Genomic DNA, 22,293 nt, shown 5'->3' with positions numbered 1-22,293 from the left:
ATTCATCATCTTCAGGATAGAGTGTTTTTTACATATGCCTCAAAAACTTCTTGAAATGTATCTACATTAGTCTTTTCTTCTTTGATCTTTTTACTGTCTTTGAATATTTGATAATAACCTTCTTTTTTATCATTCAAAAAACGAATTCCGTTTTTAATTGTACCATCGTTGTTTGTAACAAAGTACCCCATTATTTTTGAAGAATTATCGTAAGTTCTTTCTTCTATAAAATCTTTCCCAGAAATTAAAGAGTTTTTAAACTGTTCAAAGATCCCCCATTGTTTTTTTGTAGACTGTACATCTATTTGATTAAAAATCCTTAGCATCAGTTCTGATTTACTATACACTTCTTCTGATGTATCAAAATTTTGATATGCTATTCCTTTTACAATTCCTTCTTCTTCATACATTCTTATATCACTATCTATCGGAAAAACAGATTGGTCTTTATTAACACTTTGTACTCTGGTTAGTATGACATCATTATTCAATAATTCTGCTACTACATTTTGGTTTTTTTGAAAAACTCGAATGCTCTGGTCTTTTTCTCTAAACGACTTGATAGTAATAGCATCATTTTCTTTCTTAAAATGTATTCTATTATAATAATGTACCGCAAAAATATCGACATAAACCCCAATAACGATTCCTTTTTCATACTCTTCTGTTACAATTCTGTCTTTTGCCTTGTATAGCTTTACCCCTGTATAAATTTCATCATTTTTATAGGTAGTTTTTACATTTAATTCTGATTCCATTCCTCCATCAAACATATGCATCACATCTAATGAGTATGTATATTTCTTTATTCCTTTTTCATAATAATCTACTGTAAAAAACTCGTCTTCTCCTTGCTTAAAATACCCTTTGTATGGTTTCTCTTCTTTATAAGTCCCTTCATAAAAATCCTGAGGGTTTTCTAAGATTACATAAGAGCTATCTCTTTTAATTTGTTCCTTTTCTTGTGCTTGCATATGATTACATTGAAAAATAACCAGAACTATTACCAGAATTTTATAAAAAATGCTTGGGGGTATTTCTTTTGTATATAAACTCATAATTCTTAATTTTTTAAAAAGACTAAGATAGAATCATCCATGTGCTTTATACCCCCTGTTTTCAGTTAAAATATAATTTTTTTGAATACGCTATTTTTGGGTATTAATTACTGCTAGAGGATATATAAAGATATAGTAAAAAAGTGTGTTGTTCTTTTTTTAAGGATCGATTTTTGTCCTGTAATAGTAAGTCTAATTCCTTCCTTTTTCTGTTGGGTATAATGAGGGTAGCGGATCACTTTGCCAAAAATCTTTGGTGTCTATATCTAGTATTGTAAGTTTACCAGTAAAAGCGGCACCTGTATCAATGTTCCATAAGTTGTATGCTTTTATTGGGGTATCTCTATCATGGTGTATAGTAGGTGTATGACCTATATATATTTCTTTATAATGATTTAGTCTTTTGGGTTTGGTTAGAATATCTGCCAGAGTATGCTTGTCTACTTTATCTGCCAATAATGCCGATTCCCACAATGTTCTATCCCAATAGTAATTGGATTCATACTCCTCACGCCCTACTCCATGCATTGAAGTAAATCCTGCATGTAGAAACAATCTGTTATCCTGATCTATATAATAGTTTTGTAGGGTATTAAAAAAGGTTTTATGAGTATATGTATATAGGGATTGATACCCTGATTGAATATAACTGTTTATAGTTTCTTTTCCTCCATGGGCCATCCATATAGGGTCTGTTACTCCTGTTTCTAACCACGATCCACACCAAAAATCATGATTTCCTCTTATAAAAATACAGGTATTTGATTGTGATAGATCGATTAATTTTTCGATTGTTTCTGTAGCTTCACTCCACCCATCTACATAGTCTCCCAAAAAGATCAATGTATCATTGGGGGTTACATCTGCCCTATCTAGCACTTGAAGTAATGCTTTACATCCACCATGTATATCCCCTATTACTAGTGTTCTCATGCTACAATCACTTTAGATTTTTTATTTAAAATGAATGTACTCAGGAAGTACGGTATCGGTTAACCAAACACCGTTTTCTGATTGAAAAAATTCAATTCCCTGAGCATACATTTCTCCTGACCTAATAGTTAATATAATAGGTTTTCCTCTTCTAGAACCTACTTTTGTAGCTGTTTCTAGTTCCTCACTAAGGTGTACATGATGTCTATTCATTTTGAGTAATCCCTGCTGCTTGATTGCAGGCATAAATTTTGCTACAGTACCATGATATAAATATCCTGGTGGTTTTATGGGTTTATATTCTAAATCAACGGTTATAGAATGTCCTTGATTTGCTCTTATTTTTGATTGATCGTCATTAAAAGCAAAACGTTTTTTATCGTTGGTATCTACAATTTCTTGTAATATATCTCTATCTAGTTGTGGCTGGTGTTTTTTTACTTTTATTAGTAATTCATCTACATTAGCCCAACCATTTTGATCTAGTTGTAATCCTATTTTATCAGGATTATGCCTAAGAATAAGGCTTAAAAATTTACTTATTTGTTTATGGTTTGGTTTCATTTTTTAATTTCTTTTTTAGTCCTCATGGACTTAATTCATCTCTGACTTCCATTAGAGCAAACCCTAATAGATTTTGTCCTCTCCACAGATTAGGGTTTTGTGCTTTTTCATTGCTTTGCCCCATACCAATTCCCCAAATTCTATCTCTTGGGCTGGCTTCTACCAATATTCGCTTTTTTGTACTCAACAAAAATTTTTTTAGATCTTTATGTTGAGAAAACTTATGTAGGTTTCCTTCTTTTACTATTTGATACTTATGTTGGTTCCAAACTTCTGGGTCAAAATTCTTTACTTTTCTTCCTAGCTGTTTGGCTTCCATAGGGTCATTACATGATATTATTTGTTTTTGTATATCAGTATCGCCAAATAGTTTTGCTTTTCCTGCCATCATCCAATGTTCAGCTGTTTTATAAATTTCTTGATCTACTATAAAGACAGATTTCCACCATTGACTAAAACAGCTTTTTCCTACACTTCCGTCTTTATTGGGTGTATGTCCCCAGAAAAATAGGTATTTGATACTTTTTCCTTTATTGAATTGTTCTTGTATTCCTTGTAATGTGTATTTCATTTCAATTTCTCCTTTACTTTGTCAATTAACTCCTCTATAGTATCTACTTGTTTAATATTGTAATGTTCGCATACAATATCTACATTTCCTTTTCTCCAAAATCCTTTTGGGCAACATACGGTCAACTTTTTACTTTTTGCAAACAGTCCCAATTCTAATAATGTTATGGGGGACTTTGTGGTTTTATCAAAGTACATAATAATCATATCTGCTTGCTCTAATGCTTGTAACTCCCAAGTTACTTGCTCTTTAAATGTTGGGTTGCTTATTTCTTGTTTCCAACTATTATCCCAACTTGACCTTCTTGGGTTTAATATTACTATTTCTTCTTTGGTCAGGTTTTGGATAACAATATCCTGCCATTTGGTTGCTTTGTCTCCTTCTATACTTCCTGCTAGAAAGACACTGAATTGGTTATTTATATTTACTTCTTCTGGAGCTTCTATTACGTTCATTACTGTATGGGTATCTGTACTACTTTTTCTTCTGTAATATCTCTAAAAGAGTTTGTTGTATAGACGGTATCAAAACTTTGTTGTACTACTGCTGTTCCTTTACTAAAAATACCGTGACTTACGATTAAACTAAGTGTTCCTGCATTTTTATCTTTGAGTGCTTTTGCTAATCCTAAGAAAGTTCCTCCTCCGTCACATATATCATCTACTATCACACAGTGTTTTCCTTGTAGGTCTTCTTGATATACTGTAAAACCAGACAACTGACCTGTTTTGACATCTCTTTTTTTAGAGCATTCTACTACTTCTATCCCTCCTAGGTATTCTGAAACTTTATAAATCTTTTTTAGTGCTCCTCCATCTGGAGAGATTAGTAAAACATTCTCATTGATTGTATCTAAGCATTGTTTTACAAAATCATAATTATGAATCACTTTTACATTGTTTAGCAATGCGGGGGTTACCTCAGAATGTGGATCAAAAATGGTTACCTGGTTGTATTGTTGCGCATTGATACAATCTGCATATACTTTTACTGATAAGGATTCTCCGGCTACCATCACTCTATCTTGCCTTGCTGCCGGAAAATAAGGTATAAATACATTTATAATTTTTACATCCATTCTTTTTAGTGCATCTGTTGCAATAAGCAGCAACCCTAGATCATTAAATGAATTGATACGGTGTGTTATGGTTATTTCTTCTCCTATGTTTTGCTCTAAAATTTTTATATGAGGTTCTCCCCCATTAAACACAAAGGCTTCAAATACTATAGATTCTTTATATGGGGTAAATGCTGGATCAAGATGTAAATATTTCATAATTGTGTTATTTTTACGCAAATTTAGAATACTATTTATATTCTACCAAATATTTTGCGTAAAAATTACAATAAAATACATTCCTTGCTTATATCTACCCTATTTATGCTTAAAATAATGACACACTTAATTGAACACTACCAATCTTTATGACACACTTTAATGAACAGTCTCGACACACTTTAATGAACAGTCTCCTGAATAGTCTCTAGCTTCATGTTGCCCAAGCATTGCTTCATGTTGCCCAAGCATTGCTTCATGTTGCCCAAGCATTGCTTCATGTTGCCCAAGCATTGCTTCACGTTGCTCAAACATTGCTTCATGTTGCTCAAGCATTGCTTCACGTTTCCCAAGCATTGCTTCATGTTGCTCAAGCATTGCTTCATGTTTCCCAAGCATTGCTTCATGTTTCCCGAATATTATGGATGAAGCTTTATTTTAATCGATAATATGCTCCTATAATGAGATATCCTTGTAGCGTATTACTAATACTACTTTCTGTATAATTGGTAGTATTGAAGTTTTCGGTAATTTCTGATGTATCTACATTAAGAATATTATTGCCTTCCAACATAAATTTCCAACTATCATTTAATGTATAGGTAATGTTTGGTTTGATATCAAAAATTTGAGTTTTGGTACGATCTGTTTTATACATGGCATATTCTCCTCCAAAACTCCAAAGTATTTTTTTGTTAAAAAGAGTTCCTGTCAGGTATAAATATGGTTTTGTGACTGATGCTTTGTTTTTTATTGAATTGATAGTAGTTCTATAACTTGTTATCTCATAGTCTATACCTACATTGTAATTTATTCCTTTTCTAAAACGTGAGTATGCTCCTATTTTTTGTTTAAATCTAGTGGTTTTTGCAATATTCTCTTGCAAGTTTATTTGGTTTTCTTTTTGATTATATAACCAAGAGGTGTTTATAAATAGGTTTAGTTTTAATTTACGAAAACGATTATCTGTATTTACTCCCAAGATTAATCTATGTCTGTCTTTGCCAACAATATTTTGCATATTGACCACATTTTCTGTGTCTAGAAAAGAATTTATAGATAAAAATTCTGGAGCATAATTATAATTACTAAAAATAAAAAGATTAGACCCTGTATTGGTTTTAAAGTTAGAAAATGATGCGCTAAGTGTATGTGAAGGAAAAACTTCATCTTGCGGTATTATACTTGATAATAAGGTAAAATAATTTTGCACCATAGTTGATTGATTTATTGATTTACTAGTGGGTAGAGTTATATCATATGAGTACCCAACATCTAATCGCTTGGCGGCATTAATAGTATAATCTATAGAGATTTTTGGTAAAAACAGGTATTCATCAAAAACTTTATCAAATCGTTTAAAAAACAGATAGCGGTATGATAGGTCTGTTTTATATTTGAGTTTTCTTGAGATTCGCCCTCTATATATAAACCCTATATAGCTATCGGTTCTATCAGTTTTTATGCTTGCTATTGGGGGCTGATTGTCTATTATATGGTTTTTAAAATTATCTTTAGAAAACAATATTCCTTGATAAAAACCGAGTTTTGATTTTTTGAATTTGCTAGTGGTTTGTAATTCATATCCAAATAGTTTTGTGTTTTGATCTTGCAATTGGCTTATTGCAAAGTCATCTCCTAAAGATATTCCTAAAAATGGTTGATTAGCCTTGATATTTACATCCTTATTTGATTCTTGTATTTCTGCTAATCCAGACCATTTGAGTATCGTTTTATTGGTAATTTTACTGATAAAAGATATTTGTTGTTCTAGTTTGAACCCATCGTTATTATATTTTTGTGATACTTCTGTATTGGCATTCTGTGTAGTAGTATTGATCAAATATTTTTCGCTTATATTCTTTGGACTATAATTGAGTGTATAATTAAAAAAGCTACGATCACTTGGTTGATAGCCCATTTCTATGATGGATGTGTTAATAAAAAAGTCACTATCTATATCTCTAGCTTCTTGTTGCTGTACGTTTTGATTTTCAAAGAAATTGCGTTGTATAAAAAAACGTTGCTTTTGTAGCGTATTACTGGATAAGTTAAGCAATGATATTTTAAAATTGTCTAAGGGTTTATATATAAAACTTATTGCTCCAAATGTATTTTCTCTTTGTGATACATCTATGATAGGATCAAAAAACCTTGGAGTTTCATTATCTTCTTTTTGGGTTAGGCTATTTGTATTAAAATCTTCTTCATCTCTGGTATTAATAAGTTGTTTATACTCGTATGAAGTAATCGATTGTTTTCCTAGATTATTCCAATCACCGATAAAACCAATTTTCAATTTACCTCCTAGCCTATATAAATTACTATGCAGTAACGCTTTTTTATCATAGCCTGCTTGTATCTTTAAATCTCCAGTTATCTTGTTTTTGAATTTGTCTTTGATACTAATATCAAGTGCCCGCATTTGTTTATTATCAAATCCTCTGATATTACCAAAATCTTTAAATTTATCTAAGTACCGTATTCCTTCTATCATCTCAGAAGTAATACTTTCTGCTGTTATTCGATGTTGTTTTTTGAACAATTCTTCTCCATCGATCAATAGTTTTTTGATGGCTTTACCATTTACAGTAATTTGTCCGCTAGGGTTGAGTTGAACTCCAGGTAGTTTATCAAGTACGTCTGCTAGACTGTTCTCTGTACCATCTGTTAGTTTTTTAAGGTTATAAGTAATGGTATCTGTATTAATTCTCATCACCTTGGGGTCAAACTTAAGCACGATCTCATCAAGAGGCTGTGTGTCTTTTGTAAGTGTATAATTTTTGATAATTGAGTTACTTTCTGCCGATACAGCAAGTGACTCCTCTATTGTTATATATCCTATATGCGTTACTTTTATTGTATATATTCCAGCTTCTTTGAGCTCTAGACTATAGTTTCCATTGGTATCTGTAATTGTATATGATTGTAGTTTTTTATTATTGATAATTTGTATGGTTCCAAAGGAAATAGCTTCTGAACTAGTATTTGTAATGGTTCCATTTATTTTATATTGAGCAGTAACTACACCAGTATATAAAAGCAAAAATAGTATAAACAGTATACGCATCTGATATATTAATTGTTAGAACCAGAAATAGTGATTACTCTACCGTCTGATGTTGTGATCGTTCTGGGTTTTAACATTTCTTGTTTAAATTTTTTGAACTGCTCATTAGTCATTACTTCTCCTCCTGTAGGCTTTAATATATCTATAGCTTTACTTTCTTTTTTGATAGAAGTAACTACATGCAACACTCTATCACTTATTTGTAATTGAAGGATTAATCCTGGCAATCCCCAATATTCGGCAGGGCCATCGTTGATGGGTATTTGATCGGCATACCAAGCAACTATTTTCTGACCATTGTCTTTGATCTTTGTAGCAAGCTTACAAGAATATCCAGCTATTTTTTGTGACTGATCAGAGAGTTTCCAATCATTTTTGGGTAATGAAGAATGTACTATTACATCTTTTCCATAAAAAGAAGGAAACATATTAGGATGATATACAATTAACTCTTGCTTTTTTTGATTTTTATAATAATTACTCTCTGCAATACGATTTGTAGACATTTTATATTCATTGCTATTAACTTCATCTATCACAACTTCAGCTTCTGTTGATGCTCTGAATAAAGAGGTTCCATTATTATAACTAAGTGTTAAAAAAGAGGCTATTGAATTTTTAAGAAAAAACCCTTCGTCTAATTCTTTTATTGGTTCTTCTGAATTGTTATGTGAGGTATTTACATACCTTTTGTAAGTAACAGTATATACTTGAGCGTTTCCTATAAAAGAGCACATTGTAATTGTTACAAATACTAAGTAAATTCTGTTTTTCATAAAAAATACATTAAAGCCCACTTTGATTAGTGGGCCTTTATTTGCAGGTCAATTCTTTTTACCAGATTCATTATACAGAAGGGGTTTTAATTATTTCCAAACCCAGAAATAGTAATTATCTTACCATCGGGAGTGGTTATAGTTCTGGGTTTTTGCATTTCTTTTTTAAAGGCTTTAAACTCTTCTGGAGTCATTCTTTTTCCTTTGGTTGTGGGTTCTACAATTTTAACATCTTCTTTAAGTTTTTTTATAGAAGTAGCTAGTACAAGTACCCTATCATTAATTTGTAATTGTAAAATTAAACCTGGTAGTCCCCAATATGTGTCAGGCCCATCATTAATACCAATTTTATCGGTAAACCATGCTAGAACTTCATAACCATTCTCATTAATGGTGCTAGCTAATGTACATGGATATCCAGAGATTATAGTTTTTTCTTCTGTAATTTTCCAATCATATTTTAATAGTTCTGATTTTACCAAAATATCTTCACCATATATCATTGGAGACCAATTGATATAATGTTTTGCCAATATGTTTTTTCTTTGATTTTTATAATAATTTACAATTTCTACTTGATTTGTAGCAATCATATTCTCATTACTTTTTTCTGTATCTTCTACTTCATATTCTTGTAGAGAAGAGCCATAAAATGATACTCCATCACTATACCTAAGTGTTTCTTCTATTGTATGTTCATCACTGGTATTGTTTTTTTGATTATTTACTTTTTCTGCTATTTCTTGTAAATTCCCGTGTATTCCAGAAAAAAAAGTTTGATACTTGACTTCATAGGATTGTGCACAAAGTATAATCGGAAGGAGTAAAAAAATGAAAATGATATTTTTATTCTTTTTGAATATGTAAGAGTCCATAAATAAACTTAATAATACTTCTACATCATTGATTTGGCTTAATAAAAGACCAACTACCTTTATGTCTGATAGTATGAATAGAATGATTTGTGATTAATAATATTTTAAAACTAATCCATTTTTATATAAAAAATACATTATTACCATAAATAAGCTACTGAAAACCAATATTTTGTGTAAAAACCACGTGTTACACGTGGTTTTACCGTAATTTTGTATGATTGTATACTTATGTATCACAAAATCATTATTTTAGATTTTATAAACTTCAAAAAATTGTTTTTTAAATACCAACCCTTTTTTCAACTATAAATAAAATAGATACTCCCCTTACTTTATATCAAATAAGAATCCTTCTCTTTTTAAGGTGAAATATTGTTTTTTATTGAATCTAAAGAGGTTTGCAGGTCTTCCTCTTCCTTCAGATACTTTTTCGTCTAGTTCTTCTAGTATATCAAAACTGAGTATTTTCTTTCTAAAGTTTCTTCTGTCTATTTGTTTTTCTAAAATGATCATATACAACCGTTCTAGATCAGAAAACAGAAATTTATCTTCTAATAAGTCAAACCCTATGGGTTCGTATGTTAGTTTATTTTGTAGTCGTTCTTTTGCTTTTTGTAAAATCATTTTATGATCAAAAGCTAACTCAGGGAGTTTTTGAAGATCAAACCAGGCTACATCTTTGGCATCTGTATCTGCTTTGATTTTATGATGTTCTGGTTTTACCAATGCAAAATAGGTAATACTTATTACTCTATTTCTAGGGTCTCTATCGGGTGTACCAAAAGAATATAACTGCTCCATATAATCTACAGTTACATTGGTTTCTTCTTTTAGTTCTCGTTCTACAGCGTGTTCTAAACTTTCATTTTCTACTACTAATCCTCCTGGTAATGCCCAAGAATCCTTAAAAGGATCAATGTTTCTTTTGATTAATAATACATTTAATGATTTGTCTTTGTATCCAAAGACTACTGCATCTACGGCGACTTTAATATTTTGGCGTATCATATACGCAAAATTATGAATTTATACTTAAAACTTCTTAGGTATTTATCTCTAAGTTTTAAGGTTTGTTTTTATAAAAACCAAAATTAAATGTAACTGGTTCTGTATATAAATAACTCTTCTTCTCTGAGTCGAATATAATTGGAGCGTTTAGGGATTTCATCACATTGAGTAATCTATGTAGTTTTGTTCTTGAGATTCCGATGTTAGCGGCAAAATCTTCTGGTCTTCCTGTAGCTCCTTCTCTAATGGAATCATCTATACGTCTAATAATTTCCATATTTTTTATAATAAGAGTCATAATTATACTATTTGGTTGTTTTATTTTGTATAAATGTATGAGGTTATTTACTACAAAAAAAGTACCTATTATAAAAACATACAATTTTTATTCACAACTAGGGGGCGTATCAAAAAATATATTTCATAGATAATTATATCGTATTACCCTTCGTTCCAGTAATAACTATCTGGATATGGGCGTTTTCCGAAAACTGCTGTACCTACTCGTATCATAGTACTACCTTCTGCTATGGCTATTTCTAAATCGTTTGACATTCCCATTGAGAGTTCATCAAAACTTGTATTGGGTAGCTGTAATGCTACAGCTTTTGATTGAATTTCTTTTAGGCGTTTAAAACAATCACGTACTTTATCATTTTGTGAAGATAGAATCCCGATAGTCATGAGTCCTTTGATATGTAATCGCGGGTATTTTGAAACTTGTTTTATAAATTCTAATGCTTTTTCTGGCGGAACCCCAAATTTACTATGCTCATATGAGGTATTTACTTGAATAAATATATCAATATCTCTCTGATCATATTCACAACGATTTTGTAATTTTTCTACCAATCGTATTCGATCTATAGATTGAATCAAATTTGCATACTTGAGTACATATTTTACCTTATTGGTTTGTAAATGCCCTATCATATGCCAAGTACAATTTTGCTCTTTTAGTAATTCGTATTTGCCTTCTGCTTCTTTTACTTTGTTTTCTCCTACTAGTGTATAACCTGCATCTATGGCATGTTGTATTCTTTCTGTTTCAACAGTTTTGGTAGAAAGCAATATTTTTACTTCTTTCGGATCTCTGCCCGAATTCTCACATGCTGTTTGTATTCTTTTTTCTAGTATTTCGAGATTTTCTTTGATGGGGTTTTTCATTGATTTTCTATATTGTTTGAAGTATTGATTTTTTCTCCTTCTTCTAGTACCATTTTTTTTACCGTATTAATGACTTTTACTTTTGCTTCGGCAAATGAGATGGTATATTGTCTATCTATGTCACGAAACCGAGAAGGAAAACGAGATAATTGCTGGTCATAATACGTATCTAGTAGCTCATTGTTTGGTAATGTAAATTCTATTTTATGTTCAAAACGTCTTATTAATGCGTGATCAATGAGATTCATTTGATTGGTAGCTGCTATTAATAGAATGTCTTTATCTAGATAATCTATAAGTTGTATAATCGCATTTGCTACTCTTCTCATTTCGCCGGATTCTTTACTATCCATTTCACGAATAGACCCTAATGAATCAAATTCATCGAGAAACAATACTGATTTGGTTCTTTTTGCTTTTTGAAAGAGTTCTGATAGATTTTGTGCGGTTTGCCCTAATCTGGCTGATACTATTGATGATAGATTTACCGTGTATAATTTTCTGTTTAGTTCTGTTGCTAGTGCTTTTGCTGCAAATGTTTTTCCGCATCCACTTGGGCCAAAAAATAATAATTTTCTACTTACAGGTAAATTATACTGATCTAGTAATTCTCTTTGATTGTATTCTTTTATAAAAAGGGCTAGTTGAGTTGCTGTATCTTGATCTGAAAAAACATCGGTTAATTGATACTCTTCCTTGTTTTCAAAAAAAGTAGTGTTATAATTATATGCCATTAATAGTTATTGTAATTGAATGTTTTTTTAAGTTGCACCTAATATACGTTGATATAACAAATCATATAAAGATCAAATGACAAAATTACTATATATTTGGACTATCTAAATGATACAGTTTTAACATAAATATATAGTCCAGTGTTACGTCCTTGGAATCTTCAAATAAAAACTGATCCTGATAGCAAAATTCCTATCTACATGCAAATAGTGAATGCTATTATTCATGGTATAAAATCAGGAGTTTTACAAAAAGATACGGTGCTTCCTGGTAGTAGAAATCTTGCTGAATTACTAAATTTAAATCGTAATACGATTGTAAAAGCATTGAATATTCTAACGGCTGAAGGTTGGTTGGTTTCTATAGAAAGAAAAGGAATTTTTGTGGCTGGCAACATTCCTGAAATGCATACAAATACTAGTGTCTCTGAAATTCCTAAATACACTAGAAAAAAAATAATACAGGCTGATATTATTTTTGATGATGGTATCCCTGATACAAATATTGCTCCTATGGAGTCCTTGTCGCGCGCATATAGAAGAGTTTTTAATCAAAAAGCACGTAGAAGATTAATGAATTATAGTAATGCATTGGGTTCTGTAGAGTTTAGAGAGGCTATTGCACAAATGCTATATTTCAAAAGAGGGTTGTGTATTGATGTTGATCATATTTGTATTACTCGTGGTAGTCAAATGGCTATGTATCTAATTGCACAAATTCTTTTTACCAAGGGGGATGTTGTTATTGTAGAAAACCCGGGGTACCTTTCTGCATGGAAAGCTTTTGAAACATCTGAGGTAACAGTTATACCTGTAGAGATTGATCGTGAAGGACTGTTGGTAGATCACATAGAGTTGATTCTAAAAAAGAATACAAAAATTAAAGCGGTTTTTGTTACGCCACATCATCAATATCCAACTACAGTAACGATGAGTTTAACTCGTAGATTAAAACTTATTGAACTTTCTAACATGTATGGTTTTACTATTATAGAGGATGATTATGATCATGAATTTCATTTCGGACAAAGGCCTGTGCTTCCTATATCCAGCCATAAGGAGATTCAAAACTACTTGTATATTGGGTCAATGAGTAAAGTGGTGGCTCCTGCATTGCGTATTGGTTACCTAGTAGGTAGTCCTGATTTTATACATAAAATTGGGTCTTTGCGCGAGACTATTGATGTTCAAGGGGATATTATTATGGAGCTTGCTGTACTTGATTTGATTCATTCTGGTGAGATACGAAAACATCTCAAACGTGCTACTGCTTATTATAAAGAGAAACGAGAAGCTTTTACATACTTATTGGAAAAACATTTGTCTGGTAAGATCACTTATACCATTCCTGAAGGAGGATTGGCTTTTTGGATACAATCAAATGATGTCATAGATTATGAGAATGTCTATACTTCATTGTTACAAAAAAGAATTGAAATAATTCATCCTAATAAATTCAGTCATCAAAAAGAGGTACAGGGTTTGCGTTTGGGGTATGCATCACTTTCTTCAGAGGATCTCAAAAAAGGGTTGATCGAAATAGGTAAATTACTATAAAACACAATATAACAACAGATCATTATTTGGTTATTTTACAGTTTCTTGATATTCTGGGCAATCTAATCTTATTTCTATATCCTGAAGCTCTGATTTTAAAAGGTTGCAGTAATGCCCTTCTTTTTTTTCTTTATAAAATGTACAACCAAAACAGGTTCTTTGTACAGAAAGTACCCCTGTACGGTTTAATTGATAAATTAACTTGCTTACTGTTTTATATATAGCCTTTAGATCTTCTTCTTCAACTTTACTTAGTTGTTTTTTTATTGGGTTTGTATAATTCTTTGTTTGGTCTACTATTTTTTTACCTTTTAGAGATAACATCAATGTATAGCTTCTATTATCACTAGAGGAATAATCTTTAATTAATATTTCTTTTTTTACCAATACTCGTATGGCATCACTTATCGTTGGTTTTGTTACATTAAACTCTCTTGACAAATAGCTTACATTACATAATTCTTGTTTATGATATACTATAAAATTAAGTATTTGTATTTGTATAGGACTTAATTTCAGTTCTTTTGCTTGTTCCCACAAAAGTATTTTAAATACTTCTGAGAGTCTACTTAAACCTGCCGTAACTTTTAAATTTAAATCCATTTATGTTAAAATTATTCACACAAAGTTAACAATCCTTACCATATGTATCAATAAGGCTTTTTAGCTTGGTTGTAATTACTGTATCTTCAACATGTCCAAATTGTTCAAACAATATTTCATAACTATCATTAAAAACAAGCATAGAAGGTGTTCCTTTTAACTGATTTAATATAAATGTTAATGCAATTTTCTCTTGAGATTTCAAGTATTCAATTACTTTTTTTAAGAGTGCACGTTGTTCAAATTCTGGCCAAATCTTATAATTTGGATTAATTTGACAAATTTTTGCTGCTGCAATAGAAAAATCAAATGACTCATCAGCCATTTGATCCATTGCTACTGGAAAATCTATATTCTTAGGGTAGCGATCAAAACCTTGTTCAATCATTGCTATTTTAGTTTCTCCTACCATTTGCCCAGAATTAATCAATAGATTAGTATTTGTTTCGTTATTATAATCAAAATCTTCAAAAGCAGTGGATAACCCTAAAAACGATATATCCTTGTTATACTCGTTATATAACTCATTTACAAACGGAATTCCATATAAAAAGCAACCAGGGCAGTTTACTTGAAAAACGAAAAGAAAATTTAGCTTTCTCAAAACAAATTCTCCTTGTAAGACTTGATTAAAATGTAAATCTAATTTCTTCAAAACTTTATTTTTTCCAATAGTTATTTGCTGCAGATACTGTTTGAAAATGTAGAGCAACCACCTGCGAAGCTGCTGTTAATCGACTTGCATATTTACTTCTTAATTCGTTTAATACCTCTATATCTGGTTGTGTAAATTTAACCCCTATTCTTGATAATTTTATTGCTAATTCAAAACCTTCTTGTGGTGTTTTGGTTTGTAAATTATGTAACCAAATTTCTTGAGTCATAATGCTATTCTTTAAAGAATAAATAAAAAAGTTTAAGTCACTTCAAATTAATGGTAATTTTCTTTTGGCATATAGGTGTCATAAACTGAAACTTTCATGTTTTCTATTTTTATCTTTAAAAAAGTAAGCGGTGTATTTTTAACACCGCCTACATAACAATAATGTTTGAACTTAGCCTTTTACATCTGCCATTGATGCTCCAAAATTAAGGTGCAATACATTTCCATTTGGAGTAAGAAGCGCTGGTACAGATTTAACTCCTACCTTTTCGGCTTCATCAATACGGTTTCTAACTTCACCAATATTAACTACTTCTACATTTTCATTTCCGAGCAAGTTTATGATATCGTGTTCTGCACTAGTACAAACTGAACATCCAGCATGATAGAAAATTGATTTACTCATGATTTTAATTATTTTAAAGGGTTAACATTTATTTCTAATTGATATTTTTTGTCTTTGGTATCAAAAGTTTTCACACTTAATCCACCTGATACTCTTTTGTCCTTGATCAAAACAACCCAATGTGGATGCCATATAATACCGTCATTTGCGTAATTAAAATTAAAATCCTCATCCCACAATGGCGTATCATCAAAATCTGGATGTGATGTCAGGGCTAACGCAACAATTCCTTCGGTTTTAGAAAAACCAACATCTGTTGATTTTAAATTGGTTGGAAATACGTAGCCTAGTACTGGTACTACTTTAACGCTACCAATTGCGACTGGTTTATTTTCTCCTGCCTTTCCTTTTATCTTAATCTCCAAACTCTCTTGTTCAAGATCAAAAAGAACAATATTTTTTTATTTTGCACTTTTAAATTACCATTCAAATATAATTAGGAATCCTAACTAAATAGGATACAAAAGTATGATTAACCAAAATTTAACATAAATAGCAGGAATCTTTTGTTAAGATTCCCGCTTAATTAGTAGCAAATGTTAAATTTTATGTTGTAAATGGTCTAACATTTTAAAATGAGTCACTTTTTTGTTTTTAAAAGAGTGATAATTTTTTTCCTATCAAAACGAGTTGCAAATTCCAAGGTTCTCTGACTTATAGATTCATCACAGTTTCCTTTTTTTATTAAAATTTCTGAGATTTCGTCTTCTGCTGCTACTATAGCTCCCATTAATGCAGTATTTCCTCTTTTATCTTTTATACAAAGGTTTGCACCTTTATCCAAGAGAAACTCTACGGCTTCTTTTTGTCCATTATAGGCAGCAACCATTAGGCCTGTATATCCATTCTCTCCTTGGTAGTTTATATCTACTCCTGATTCAATGAACTTGTTTAATAACTCCATATCTGAGGTTCTGGCTCCATGAAAAAAAGATTTCTCTAATTCTTGCTGCGCTGTTAATTCGTTTTGAGCTGTAGTACTCTGTATATTTAATAGCAATAGCAACATGGTAATAATTCCCAAATATTTTGATTTGATTATTTTTTCCATTGTGTTTTCTGGGTTTTTATTTTGTATACATTTCTTTAGATAAACTCAAGCCCTTACCTACTCTAGTTCCGTATTCTTTATCAGCTTTATATAAATAGCTTACCATTTTTGATTGTACTTTTTTACTTTTTACCTTTTGTAAAGCACCTACCCAATTTCTGATAAGGTTATCTTTTTCTTGTTTAGAATATCCTCTGTATAAAATTCCCGCTTGATAAAAATTTCTTGGTCTTTTTATTTCTTCTCGTACCATATAGCCTTCAATCAATCTTTTATCTTCTGGCTTGAAAGTGGTTGTCAATTTACTTTTACGACTTGGGAAATAGTTGATATCACCAGTTCTTTCTTCAAAATTCATAGGGCCATCAATATGATAATTCTTTACTTCTACCACAGGTCTGTTGGCTGGTAGCAATTGATGATTTTTTCCTAAGCGATACATTTGTGCATCTGCATATGAAAAGTTTCTTCCTTGAAGCATTTTATCTGGTGAAAACCCAATACCAGGTACTACTCTTGATGGTGCATAGGCTGCACTTTCTGTGTATTGAAAGAAATTTGGAGGAATGCGGTCTAGTACTAAAGTACCTACTTTAAACTCTTCTACATCAAACCATTGCTTGGTATCATCAAAAATATTAAAGTCAAACTTATTGATATCTTTATTAGGTATCACTTTTACCATTAAATCCCATTTTGGAAAATTCCCTTTACCAATATTATCATATAAATCTCGAGTCATATGGTTAAAGTCTCTTCCTTGTACCTCGACTAATTCATCTGCAGATAGGTTTTTGATGCCTTGATGAGATTTAAAATGAAATTTCACCCAGTGAATATCTCCTTTGTCATTGATAAACTTAAAGGTGTTTACTCCAAAACCATCCATTTCTCTATATGATTTAGGGGTTCCGTTGTCTGAGTATAACCAAGTAAGCGTTTGTATGGCTTCTGGGGTTAGCGAAAAATAATCGAACACTCTATTCTCGTCTTGAATATTGGTTATAGGTGATGGTTTATTTGCGTGTGTAAAATCAGGGAATTTGATTGCATCTCTGATAAAAAAGGTTGGAATATGGTTTCCTACTAGATCCCAGTTTCCTTCTTCTGTATAAAATTTTACAGCAAATCCTCTTGGGTCTCTTGCGGTTTCTGGTGATCCTTTTGAATGAATAACACTAGAAAAACGTATTAGTATGGGGGTTTTTTTATTGACTTCTGAGAATATCTTGGCTTTTGTTAAGTTCTTGATGCTTTTGGTAGTTACAAAATACCCTTGCGCCCCTGTTCCTCTGGGGTGCATTACTCGTTCTGGAATTCTCTCTCTACTAAAGTGTTGTAGCTTTTCTATTAAATGTACATCTTCTAATAGTACAGGGCCATTTTCACCAATCGTTAGAGATTCTTTATCTCCATTTAATGGTGCTCCTCCACTAGAAGTCATATTGTTGTCCATTTTTTTCTGGGCAAAGGTCAGTACTGATACTGCCATGCATGCGAATACTAAAATTCTTCTTTTCATTGTAAGTTTTGAGTTTAATCTCCTAGCCCCAATATTTTTGAACATTGTTTTAGGAGTTGTGTTTGTTATTATTTTTATGTTTAATACTCCTTTTTTCAGGTGATATCAGATCTAGATTGGTAGGGTTTTATTTATAAGACTTTATCTAGCCTTTATCATAGTTTGAATCTACTTTCTAGTAATTAGAGATATGACATTCTTACGTGAATTTTTCTGATTAAGATGTATTGCTTATCTCTAACAAATTAAGTCATTGTTAGGCTTCCTAACAATGATTCTAGATATTATAAACAAATACATTTATAAATAAAAACTATCAATGAAATACAATAGGATAATTAAAATAGATAGCATCTAATCTTAATGGTACTATAACAACTACAAAAATCTTGCTACATAGCTATAGGTTGTACTAGAATACTATATCAGAACCATAGTTATCAAACTAATACCATCTTCCTATTTATTGCACTTGATTATCAATACATTGTAACCACAAGAACATATAGAGTTCAAAAAAACCTCTAATAATATTTGGGAAAAATCAGCTATTATATTAAAACAATTAATCAGATTTATAGTATTCATTTTGCAAACCTCATTCTAAATTTCCTCTGAAAAAACCTATGATTTATGTAACATTCAATTTCTTTTGTATAACCATATACCTGTTATTTATAAGCATCTTTGTAGTAGGCATTATACTTAAAACATAATTGTTTCAAATCTGAAAACCTAGAACTACCAAAATGATGATGGATGCGTAGTTTTTGATATATACTACAAACCATCTTCAGGTAAAAAAGGCAGATATTAAAAACTCTGTCTTTTTTGGTTATAGTTGAAAATACTATAAACTAATTTATTAAACTGTTTTTAAATAAAAAAGCAAGGGTAGGTAATATATCATTTAAAGCCATTCCTTGTAACATTGCCTGTTATTTTGCTGATTCTTTCTATCCTCAGAGGTTGTTTATTCATAAACAAATTCTCTGAGGATCAAAAGAAATCAAAAAGAAGGCTTCTAAACATTTCTTATGAAACTGAATAAAAATGTAATTCCGAAATATGAAATAGGTGATACCGTATTCACTAAAATAAATCCGAGTATTTCGCTAATAGTAAAACGATATATTAAAGGGGTCTACTACTGTGGGTTTCAAAATGAACCTGATAGGTGGGAATTGGGCTTATTTGCAAGAGCACTTATAGGTAGCTAAATCCTTTCTGTAATCAACCCCCATAATCTTATAACATTTAAATTATGAAAACATCAGCAATAGTCTATTGCGAAAATGAATTTGGTAAACTAGACGGTAAAGTAGCAAACGGCCTTGTCAGACATTCTGATAAGTATAAAATTGTGGGTATTATAGATAGTACCAAATCAGGAATTGATGCTGGTAAATACCTTGATGGAATTAAAAATGAGATACCAATATTCAAGAGTTTCAATCAAGCCATTGAGCTATTAGATAGTATTCCTGAATACTTTATCTATGGAATTGCTCCTCTTGAGCCATTTCTTAGTGATCATGAGAAAAAAATTATCTATACTGCCATCAAAGCTGGAATGCATATTGTAAATGGATTACCAGAGTTTCTTTCTGATGATGAAGCTTGCATTAGTCTTGCAAAGAAATACAAAGTATCTATTTTTGATGTGAGAAAACCACCTTCAAAAGAAAAGCTTCACAATTTTACTGGACAAATAAGGGATGTGCAAACACCAATAATAACAGTATCAGGCACAGATTGTGCAGTTGGTAAACGAACTACTGCTCTTAAATTGGTAGAGGCTCTAAGAAAAGAAGGGTTAAACGCCGTCTTTATAACTACAGGTCAGACAGGAATACTCCAAGGTTCAAAATACGGTATTGCGATAGATATGCTAAGTTCTGGTTTTGCAACTGGAGAAGTTGAAAATGCTATTTTGGAAGCACTCAAAGAACAACCCGATATCATTGTAGTAGAAGGACAGGGAGCTCTTAGTCATCCTGCATTTACCTCGTCTAGTGCGATCATTCGAGGTGCTATGCCTAAGGCTATTATCCTCCAACATCCACCAAAAAGGCATACTAGATGTGATTTTCCTAAGATTCCAATGCCAACACTTGAAAGCGAAATAAAAATGTTAGAAATCTTCTCTGGATCCAAAGTAATTGCAATCACAATCAATCACGAAGGTATGAATGACCTAGAAGTTGAAAATACGACAAGAGCTTATGAAGAAAAATATCAATTACCTGTCACTGATGTCTTAAAAAATGATTGTAGCAAGCTGATAGAAAAACTTCATGAAATATTCCCTGATTTAATCCGTGTCAACCCACTACTATGCCAATCCCAAGAATAGATATAGATCTAAACAAAATTGCTCATAATACTAAGGTCTTAAGTTCTCTTTTTCAGTCAAAAGGCATAGATGTAATTGCTGTTACTAAAGGGATTTGTGCACATCCGAAGATTGCTAATATTTTAGCAGAAAGTGGGGTTAAAATTCTTGCTGACTCAAGAATAGCAAATATCAAAAAAATGCGCAATGCAGGAGTGAAAGCTACTTTTCTATTGATTAGGACTCCTATGATCAGTCAGACAGAAGAAGTAGTATTAGATACCGATATAAGTTTAAATTCAGAGATTTCTGTAATAAAAAAACTATCAGAGTTCGCTATCATTCATGGTAAGATTCATAAAATCATAATCATGGTGGAATTAGGGGATTTACGAGAAGGAATAGTCCCATCACAATTGGAAAATACTATCAAAAAGGTACTAAGTCTTCAAGGGGTTGAACTCATAGGAATAGGTACAAATCTTGCTTGTTTTTCGGGTGTTAAACCCACAGCAGAAAAAATGAAATTACTGTCTTCTATTGCTACTAGTATAGAGAAAAAATTCAATATAAAGCTATCTATGATCTCAGGAGGGAACTCCGCTAATTATAATTGGTTCATAACTACAAAAGGTATTGGTAGGATTAATAACTTGAGATTAGGAGAATCGATACTTTTGGGTTATGAACCTTTAACAGGAAAGCCAATTCCAAAACTTTTTCAAGATGCTTTTACACTAGTAGCAGAAATCATAGAATTAAAAAATAAATCATCAATACCAGATGGTGAAATCGGTCTAGACACCTTTGGTAACAAACCAAAATTTAAAGATCAAGGCATGATAAGACGTGCTATCATAGCCATGGGCGTTCAAGATGTAATGGTGACTGGATTAACTCCAAAATTAGATATTGAAATTCTAGGAGCTGGTGGCGATCACATTATAGTCAATGCCAAAAAAGAAGATTTAGAAGTTGGGAGTAATGTATCATTTACATTAAAGTACGGAGCATTAGTTACTGCGATGAATTCATCCTATATTTTTAAAAATATCACCACTCCTATAAGTACGAAAGAGTATTGCGCAATAGTAGAAGAAAAAGATAGGTTGCGCAAAAAGAAAGCAGTTATGATAGCTATCAAGGAAGATCATACTCCTTTGATAAGTCTTCAGGATTCGGATTTTAACTTAATATTTGAAAGATCTATTCAAAAAAATTATCGCTATTTGGTTAGAAAAGAGGTATATGAAAAAATAGGACGTATTAGCAAACTTCTTGATAATCAAGGCAAAAAACTAATTATTAGATCTGCTTGGAGATCATTTGACCATCAGCAAAAACTATGGGACCAAAAAGTCAGTTTTTTGAAAAAAAAATATCCTAAAAAAACAGTAGAAGAAATTAGTAGGACAGTATCTAGATTTATCGCTCCTAAAAAACAATCTACCCATTCAACAGGAGGTGCTGTGGATGCTTTGATTTATGATTTGCAAAATAAATGTGTGTTAGATTTTGGAACCAACGATGGATTACATATTGATTTAAACGAAAAATGTTACCCCAAGCACCCTAACATTAGTGAAGAAGCAAAGAAGAATCGAAAACTTCTTATGAAACTTTTCGAGGATGAAGACTTTGTGTGTGATCATAAAGAATATTGGCATTTTGATTATGGTAATATTGGTTGGGCGACAGAAAAGAATAAGGAATATACTAACTATGGCATTTTAAAAGAATCATATGTACAATCAGCCGCTCTTAAGTATCCAGATAAAGTGTTCTTTTATCTATAGATGATATAGGCTCTAGTTTATAATTGCGTTGATATTAGTTTTTGATATTGTGCTTCGATATTTCTGTAATTCTTTATAGCGTTAACATCTAGGACAGTTTTTTGT

At 31.4% G+C, this 22,293-nt stretch carries 24 protein-coding genes; 3 read left to right on the top strand and 21 right to left on the bottom strand.

Annotated features, from left to right (window positions below; all coding sequences use genetic code 11):
* Positions 1-11: 11 nt before the first annotated feature.
* The 14 genes from CVD18_RS14460 to CVD18_RS14395 form a co-directional block, all read right to left on the bottom strand.
* Positions 12-1,058, bottom strand: a complete 1,047-nt coding sequence (locus tag CVD18_RS14460) for a hypothetical protein (RefSeq protein ID WP_103866149.1) — start codon at positions 1,056-1,058, stop codon at positions 12-14.
* Between the two features lie 192 nt (positions 1,059-1,250).
* The gene (locus tag CVD18_RS14455; RefSeq protein WP_103866148.1) at positions 1,251-1,991 is read right to left on the bottom strand and encodes a metallophosphoesterase family protein; all 741 of its coding nucleotides are present in this window, start codon (positions 1,989-1,991) and stop codon (positions 1,251-1,253) included.
* Between the two features lie 21 nt (positions 1,992-2,012).
* The gene (locus CVD18_RS14450; RefSeq protein WP_103866147.1) at positions 2,013-2,555 is read right to left on the bottom strand and encodes an RNA 2'-phosphotransferase; all 543 of its coding nucleotides are present in this window, start codon (positions 2,553-2,555) and stop codon (positions 2,013-2,015) included.
* Between the two features lie 22 nt (positions 2,556-2,577).
* Entirely contained in the window at positions 2,578-3,126 is a 549-nt protein-coding gene (locus CVD18_RS14445) for an NADAR family protein (protein ID WP_103866146.1), read from the bottom strand.
* Positions 3,123-3,581 (bottom strand): nucleoside 2-deoxyribosyltransferase domain-containing protein, encoded by a 459-nt coding sequence (locus CVD18_RS14440; protein WP_103866145.1) that lies wholly within the window; start codon positions 3,579-3,581, stop codon positions 3,123-3,125. Before CVD18_RS14440 ends, CVD18_RS14445 begins: the two co-directional genes overlap by 4 nt.
* On the bottom strand, positions 3,581-4,402 hold the full coding sequence (gene prs / locus CVD18_RS14435; RefSeq protein WP_103866144.1) for a ribose-phosphate diphosphokinase: 822 nt from the start codon (positions 4,400-4,402) through the stop codon (positions 3,581-3,583). Before prs ends, CVD18_RS14440 begins: the two co-directional genes overlap by 1 nt.
* A gap of 159 nt (positions 4,403-4,561) precedes the next feature.
* On the bottom strand, positions 4,562-4,801 hold the full coding sequence (locus CVD18_RS14430) for a hypothetical protein (RefSeq protein WP_103866143.1): 240 nt from the start codon (positions 4,799-4,801) through the stop codon (positions 4,562-4,564).
* Positions 4,802-4,835: 34 nt separating this feature from the next.
* Complete coding sequence (locus CVD18_RS14425; protein WP_103866142.1) at positions 4,836-7,472, bottom strand: carboxypeptidase-like regulatory domain-containing protein; 2,637 nt, start codon at positions 7,470-7,472, stop codon at positions 4,836-4,838.
* A gap of 8 nt (positions 7,473-7,480) precedes the next feature.
* Entirely contained in the window at positions 7,481-8,248 is a 768-nt protein-coding gene (locus CVD18_RS14420; protein WP_103866141.1) for a GLPGLI family protein, read from the bottom strand.
* Positions 8,249-8,334: 86 nt separating this feature from the next.
* Positions 8,335-9,123, bottom strand: coding sequence for a GLPGLI family protein (locus CVD18_RS14415; protein WP_103866140.1), 789 nt, complete (start codon positions 9,121-9,123; stop codon positions 8,335-8,337).
* A 330-nt stretch (positions 9,124-9,453) separates the two neighbouring features.
* A complete protein-coding gene (locus CVD18_RS14410) occupies positions 9,454-10,134 on the bottom strand; it encodes an NUDIX domain-containing protein (protein WP_103866139.1) in 681 nt (226 codons plus the stop codon).
* Between the two features lie 55 nt (positions 10,135-10,189).
* Positions 10,190-10,411: a hypothetical protein gene (locus CVD18_RS14405; RefSeq protein ID WP_159090874.1), complete on the bottom strand. Its 222-nt coding sequence runs from the start codon at positions 10,409-10,411 to the stop codon at positions 10,190-10,192.
* Between the two features lie 164 nt (positions 10,412-10,575).
* Positions 10,576-11,301 carry a YggS family pyridoxal phosphate-dependent enzyme gene (locus CVD18_RS14400; RefSeq protein WP_103866137.1) on the bottom strand — a complete coding sequence of 242 codons (726 nt, stop codon included), beginning with the start codon at positions 11,299-11,301 and terminating at the stop codon, positions 10,576-10,578.
* Entirely contained in the window at positions 11,298-12,035 is a 738-nt protein-coding gene (locus tag CVD18_RS14395; RefSeq protein WP_103866136.1) for an AAA family ATPase, read from the bottom strand. The genes CVD18_RS14400 and CVD18_RS14395 overlap by 4 nt, the downstream gene beginning before the upstream one ends.
* A gap of 201 nt (positions 12,036-12,236) precedes the next feature.
* On the opposite strand from CVD18_RS14395, the gene CVD18_RS14390 reads away from it, so the two are divergent.
* Positions 12,237-13,592, top strand: coding sequence for a PLP-dependent aminotransferase family protein (locus tag CVD18_RS14390; RefSeq protein ID WP_369858601.1), 1,356 nt, complete (start codon positions 12,237-12,239; stop codon positions 13,590-13,592).
* A 30-nt stretch (positions 13,593-13,622) separates the two neighbouring features.
* Here the strand turns inward: CVD18_RS14390 and CVD18_RS14385 are convergent, their stop codons facing one another.
* The 7 genes from CVD18_RS14385 to CVD18_RS14355 all read right to left on the bottom strand — a co-directional run bounded on the left by CVD18_RS14385 (position 13,623) and on the right by CVD18_RS14355 (position 18,057).
* A complete protein-coding gene (locus CVD18_RS14385) occupies positions 13,623-14,195 on the bottom strand; it encodes a MarR family winged helix-turn-helix transcriptional regulator (RefSeq protein ID WP_103866134.1) in 573 nt (190 codons plus the stop codon).
* A gap of 25 nt (positions 14,196-14,220) precedes the next feature.
* Positions 14,221-14,850, bottom strand: coding sequence for a hypothetical protein (locus tag CVD18_RS14380; RefSeq protein ID WP_103866133.1), 630 nt, complete (start codon positions 14,848-14,850; stop codon positions 14,221-14,223).
* Positions 14,851-14,854: 4 nt separating this feature from the next.
* Positions 14,855-15,079 carry a hexameric tyrosine-coordinated heme protein gene (locus CVD18_RS14375; RefSeq protein ID WP_103866132.1) on the bottom strand — a complete coding sequence of 75 codons (225 nt, stop codon included), beginning with the start codon at positions 15,077-15,079 and terminating at the stop codon, positions 14,855-14,857.
* Positions 15,080-15,250: 171 nt separating this feature from the next.
* Positions 15,251-15,484, bottom strand: coding sequence for a thioredoxin family protein (locus CVD18_RS14370; protein ID WP_103866131.1), 234 nt, complete (start codon positions 15,482-15,484; stop codon positions 15,251-15,253).
* 8 nt (positions 15,485-15,492) lie between these two features.
* Positions 15,493-15,849: a hypothetical protein gene (locus tag CVD18_RS14365; protein WP_199185087.1), complete on the bottom strand. Its 357-nt coding sequence runs from the start codon at positions 15,847-15,849 to the stop codon at positions 15,493-15,495.
* 215 nt (positions 15,850-16,064) lie between these two features.
* Complete coding sequence (locus CVD18_RS14360; protein ID WP_199185086.1) at positions 16,065-16,535, bottom strand: ankyrin repeat domain-containing protein; 471 nt, start codon at positions 16,533-16,535, stop codon at positions 16,065-16,067.
* A 16-nt stretch (positions 16,536-16,551) separates the two neighbouring features.
* Entirely contained in the window at positions 16,552-18,057 is a 1,506-nt protein-coding gene (locus CVD18_RS14355; RefSeq protein ID WP_103866130.1) for a catalase, read from the bottom strand.
* Between the two features lie 1,264 nt (positions 18,058-19,321).
* Here CVD18_RS14355 and CVD18_RS14345 point away from each other — a divergent pair.
* Both CVD18_RS14345 and CVD18_RS14340 read left to right on the top strand, forming a co-directional pair.
* Positions 19,322-20,413 (top strand): DUF1611 domain-containing protein, encoded by a 1,092-nt coding sequence (locus tag CVD18_RS14345; protein WP_103866128.1) that lies wholly within the window; start codon positions 19,322-19,324, stop codon positions 20,411-20,413.
* Positions 20,395-22,188 carry an alanine racemase gene (locus CVD18_RS14340; RefSeq protein ID WP_103866127.1) on the top strand — a complete coding sequence of 598 codons (1,794 nt, stop codon included), beginning with the start codon at positions 20,395-20,397 and terminating at the stop codon, positions 22,186-22,188. The genes CVD18_RS14345 and CVD18_RS14340 overlap by 19 nt, the downstream gene beginning before the upstream one ends.
* The last annotated feature ends 105 nt before the right edge of the window (positions 22,189-22,293 follow it).

The organism is Aquimarina sp. I32.4 (assembly GCF_002924285.1).
GTDB lineage: Bacteria > Bacteroidota > Bacteroidia > Flavobacteriales > Flavobacteriaceae > Aquimarina.
Note: the sequence above shows the minus strand (reverse complement) of the source record. Positions and strands in the feature narration are given on the sequence as shown.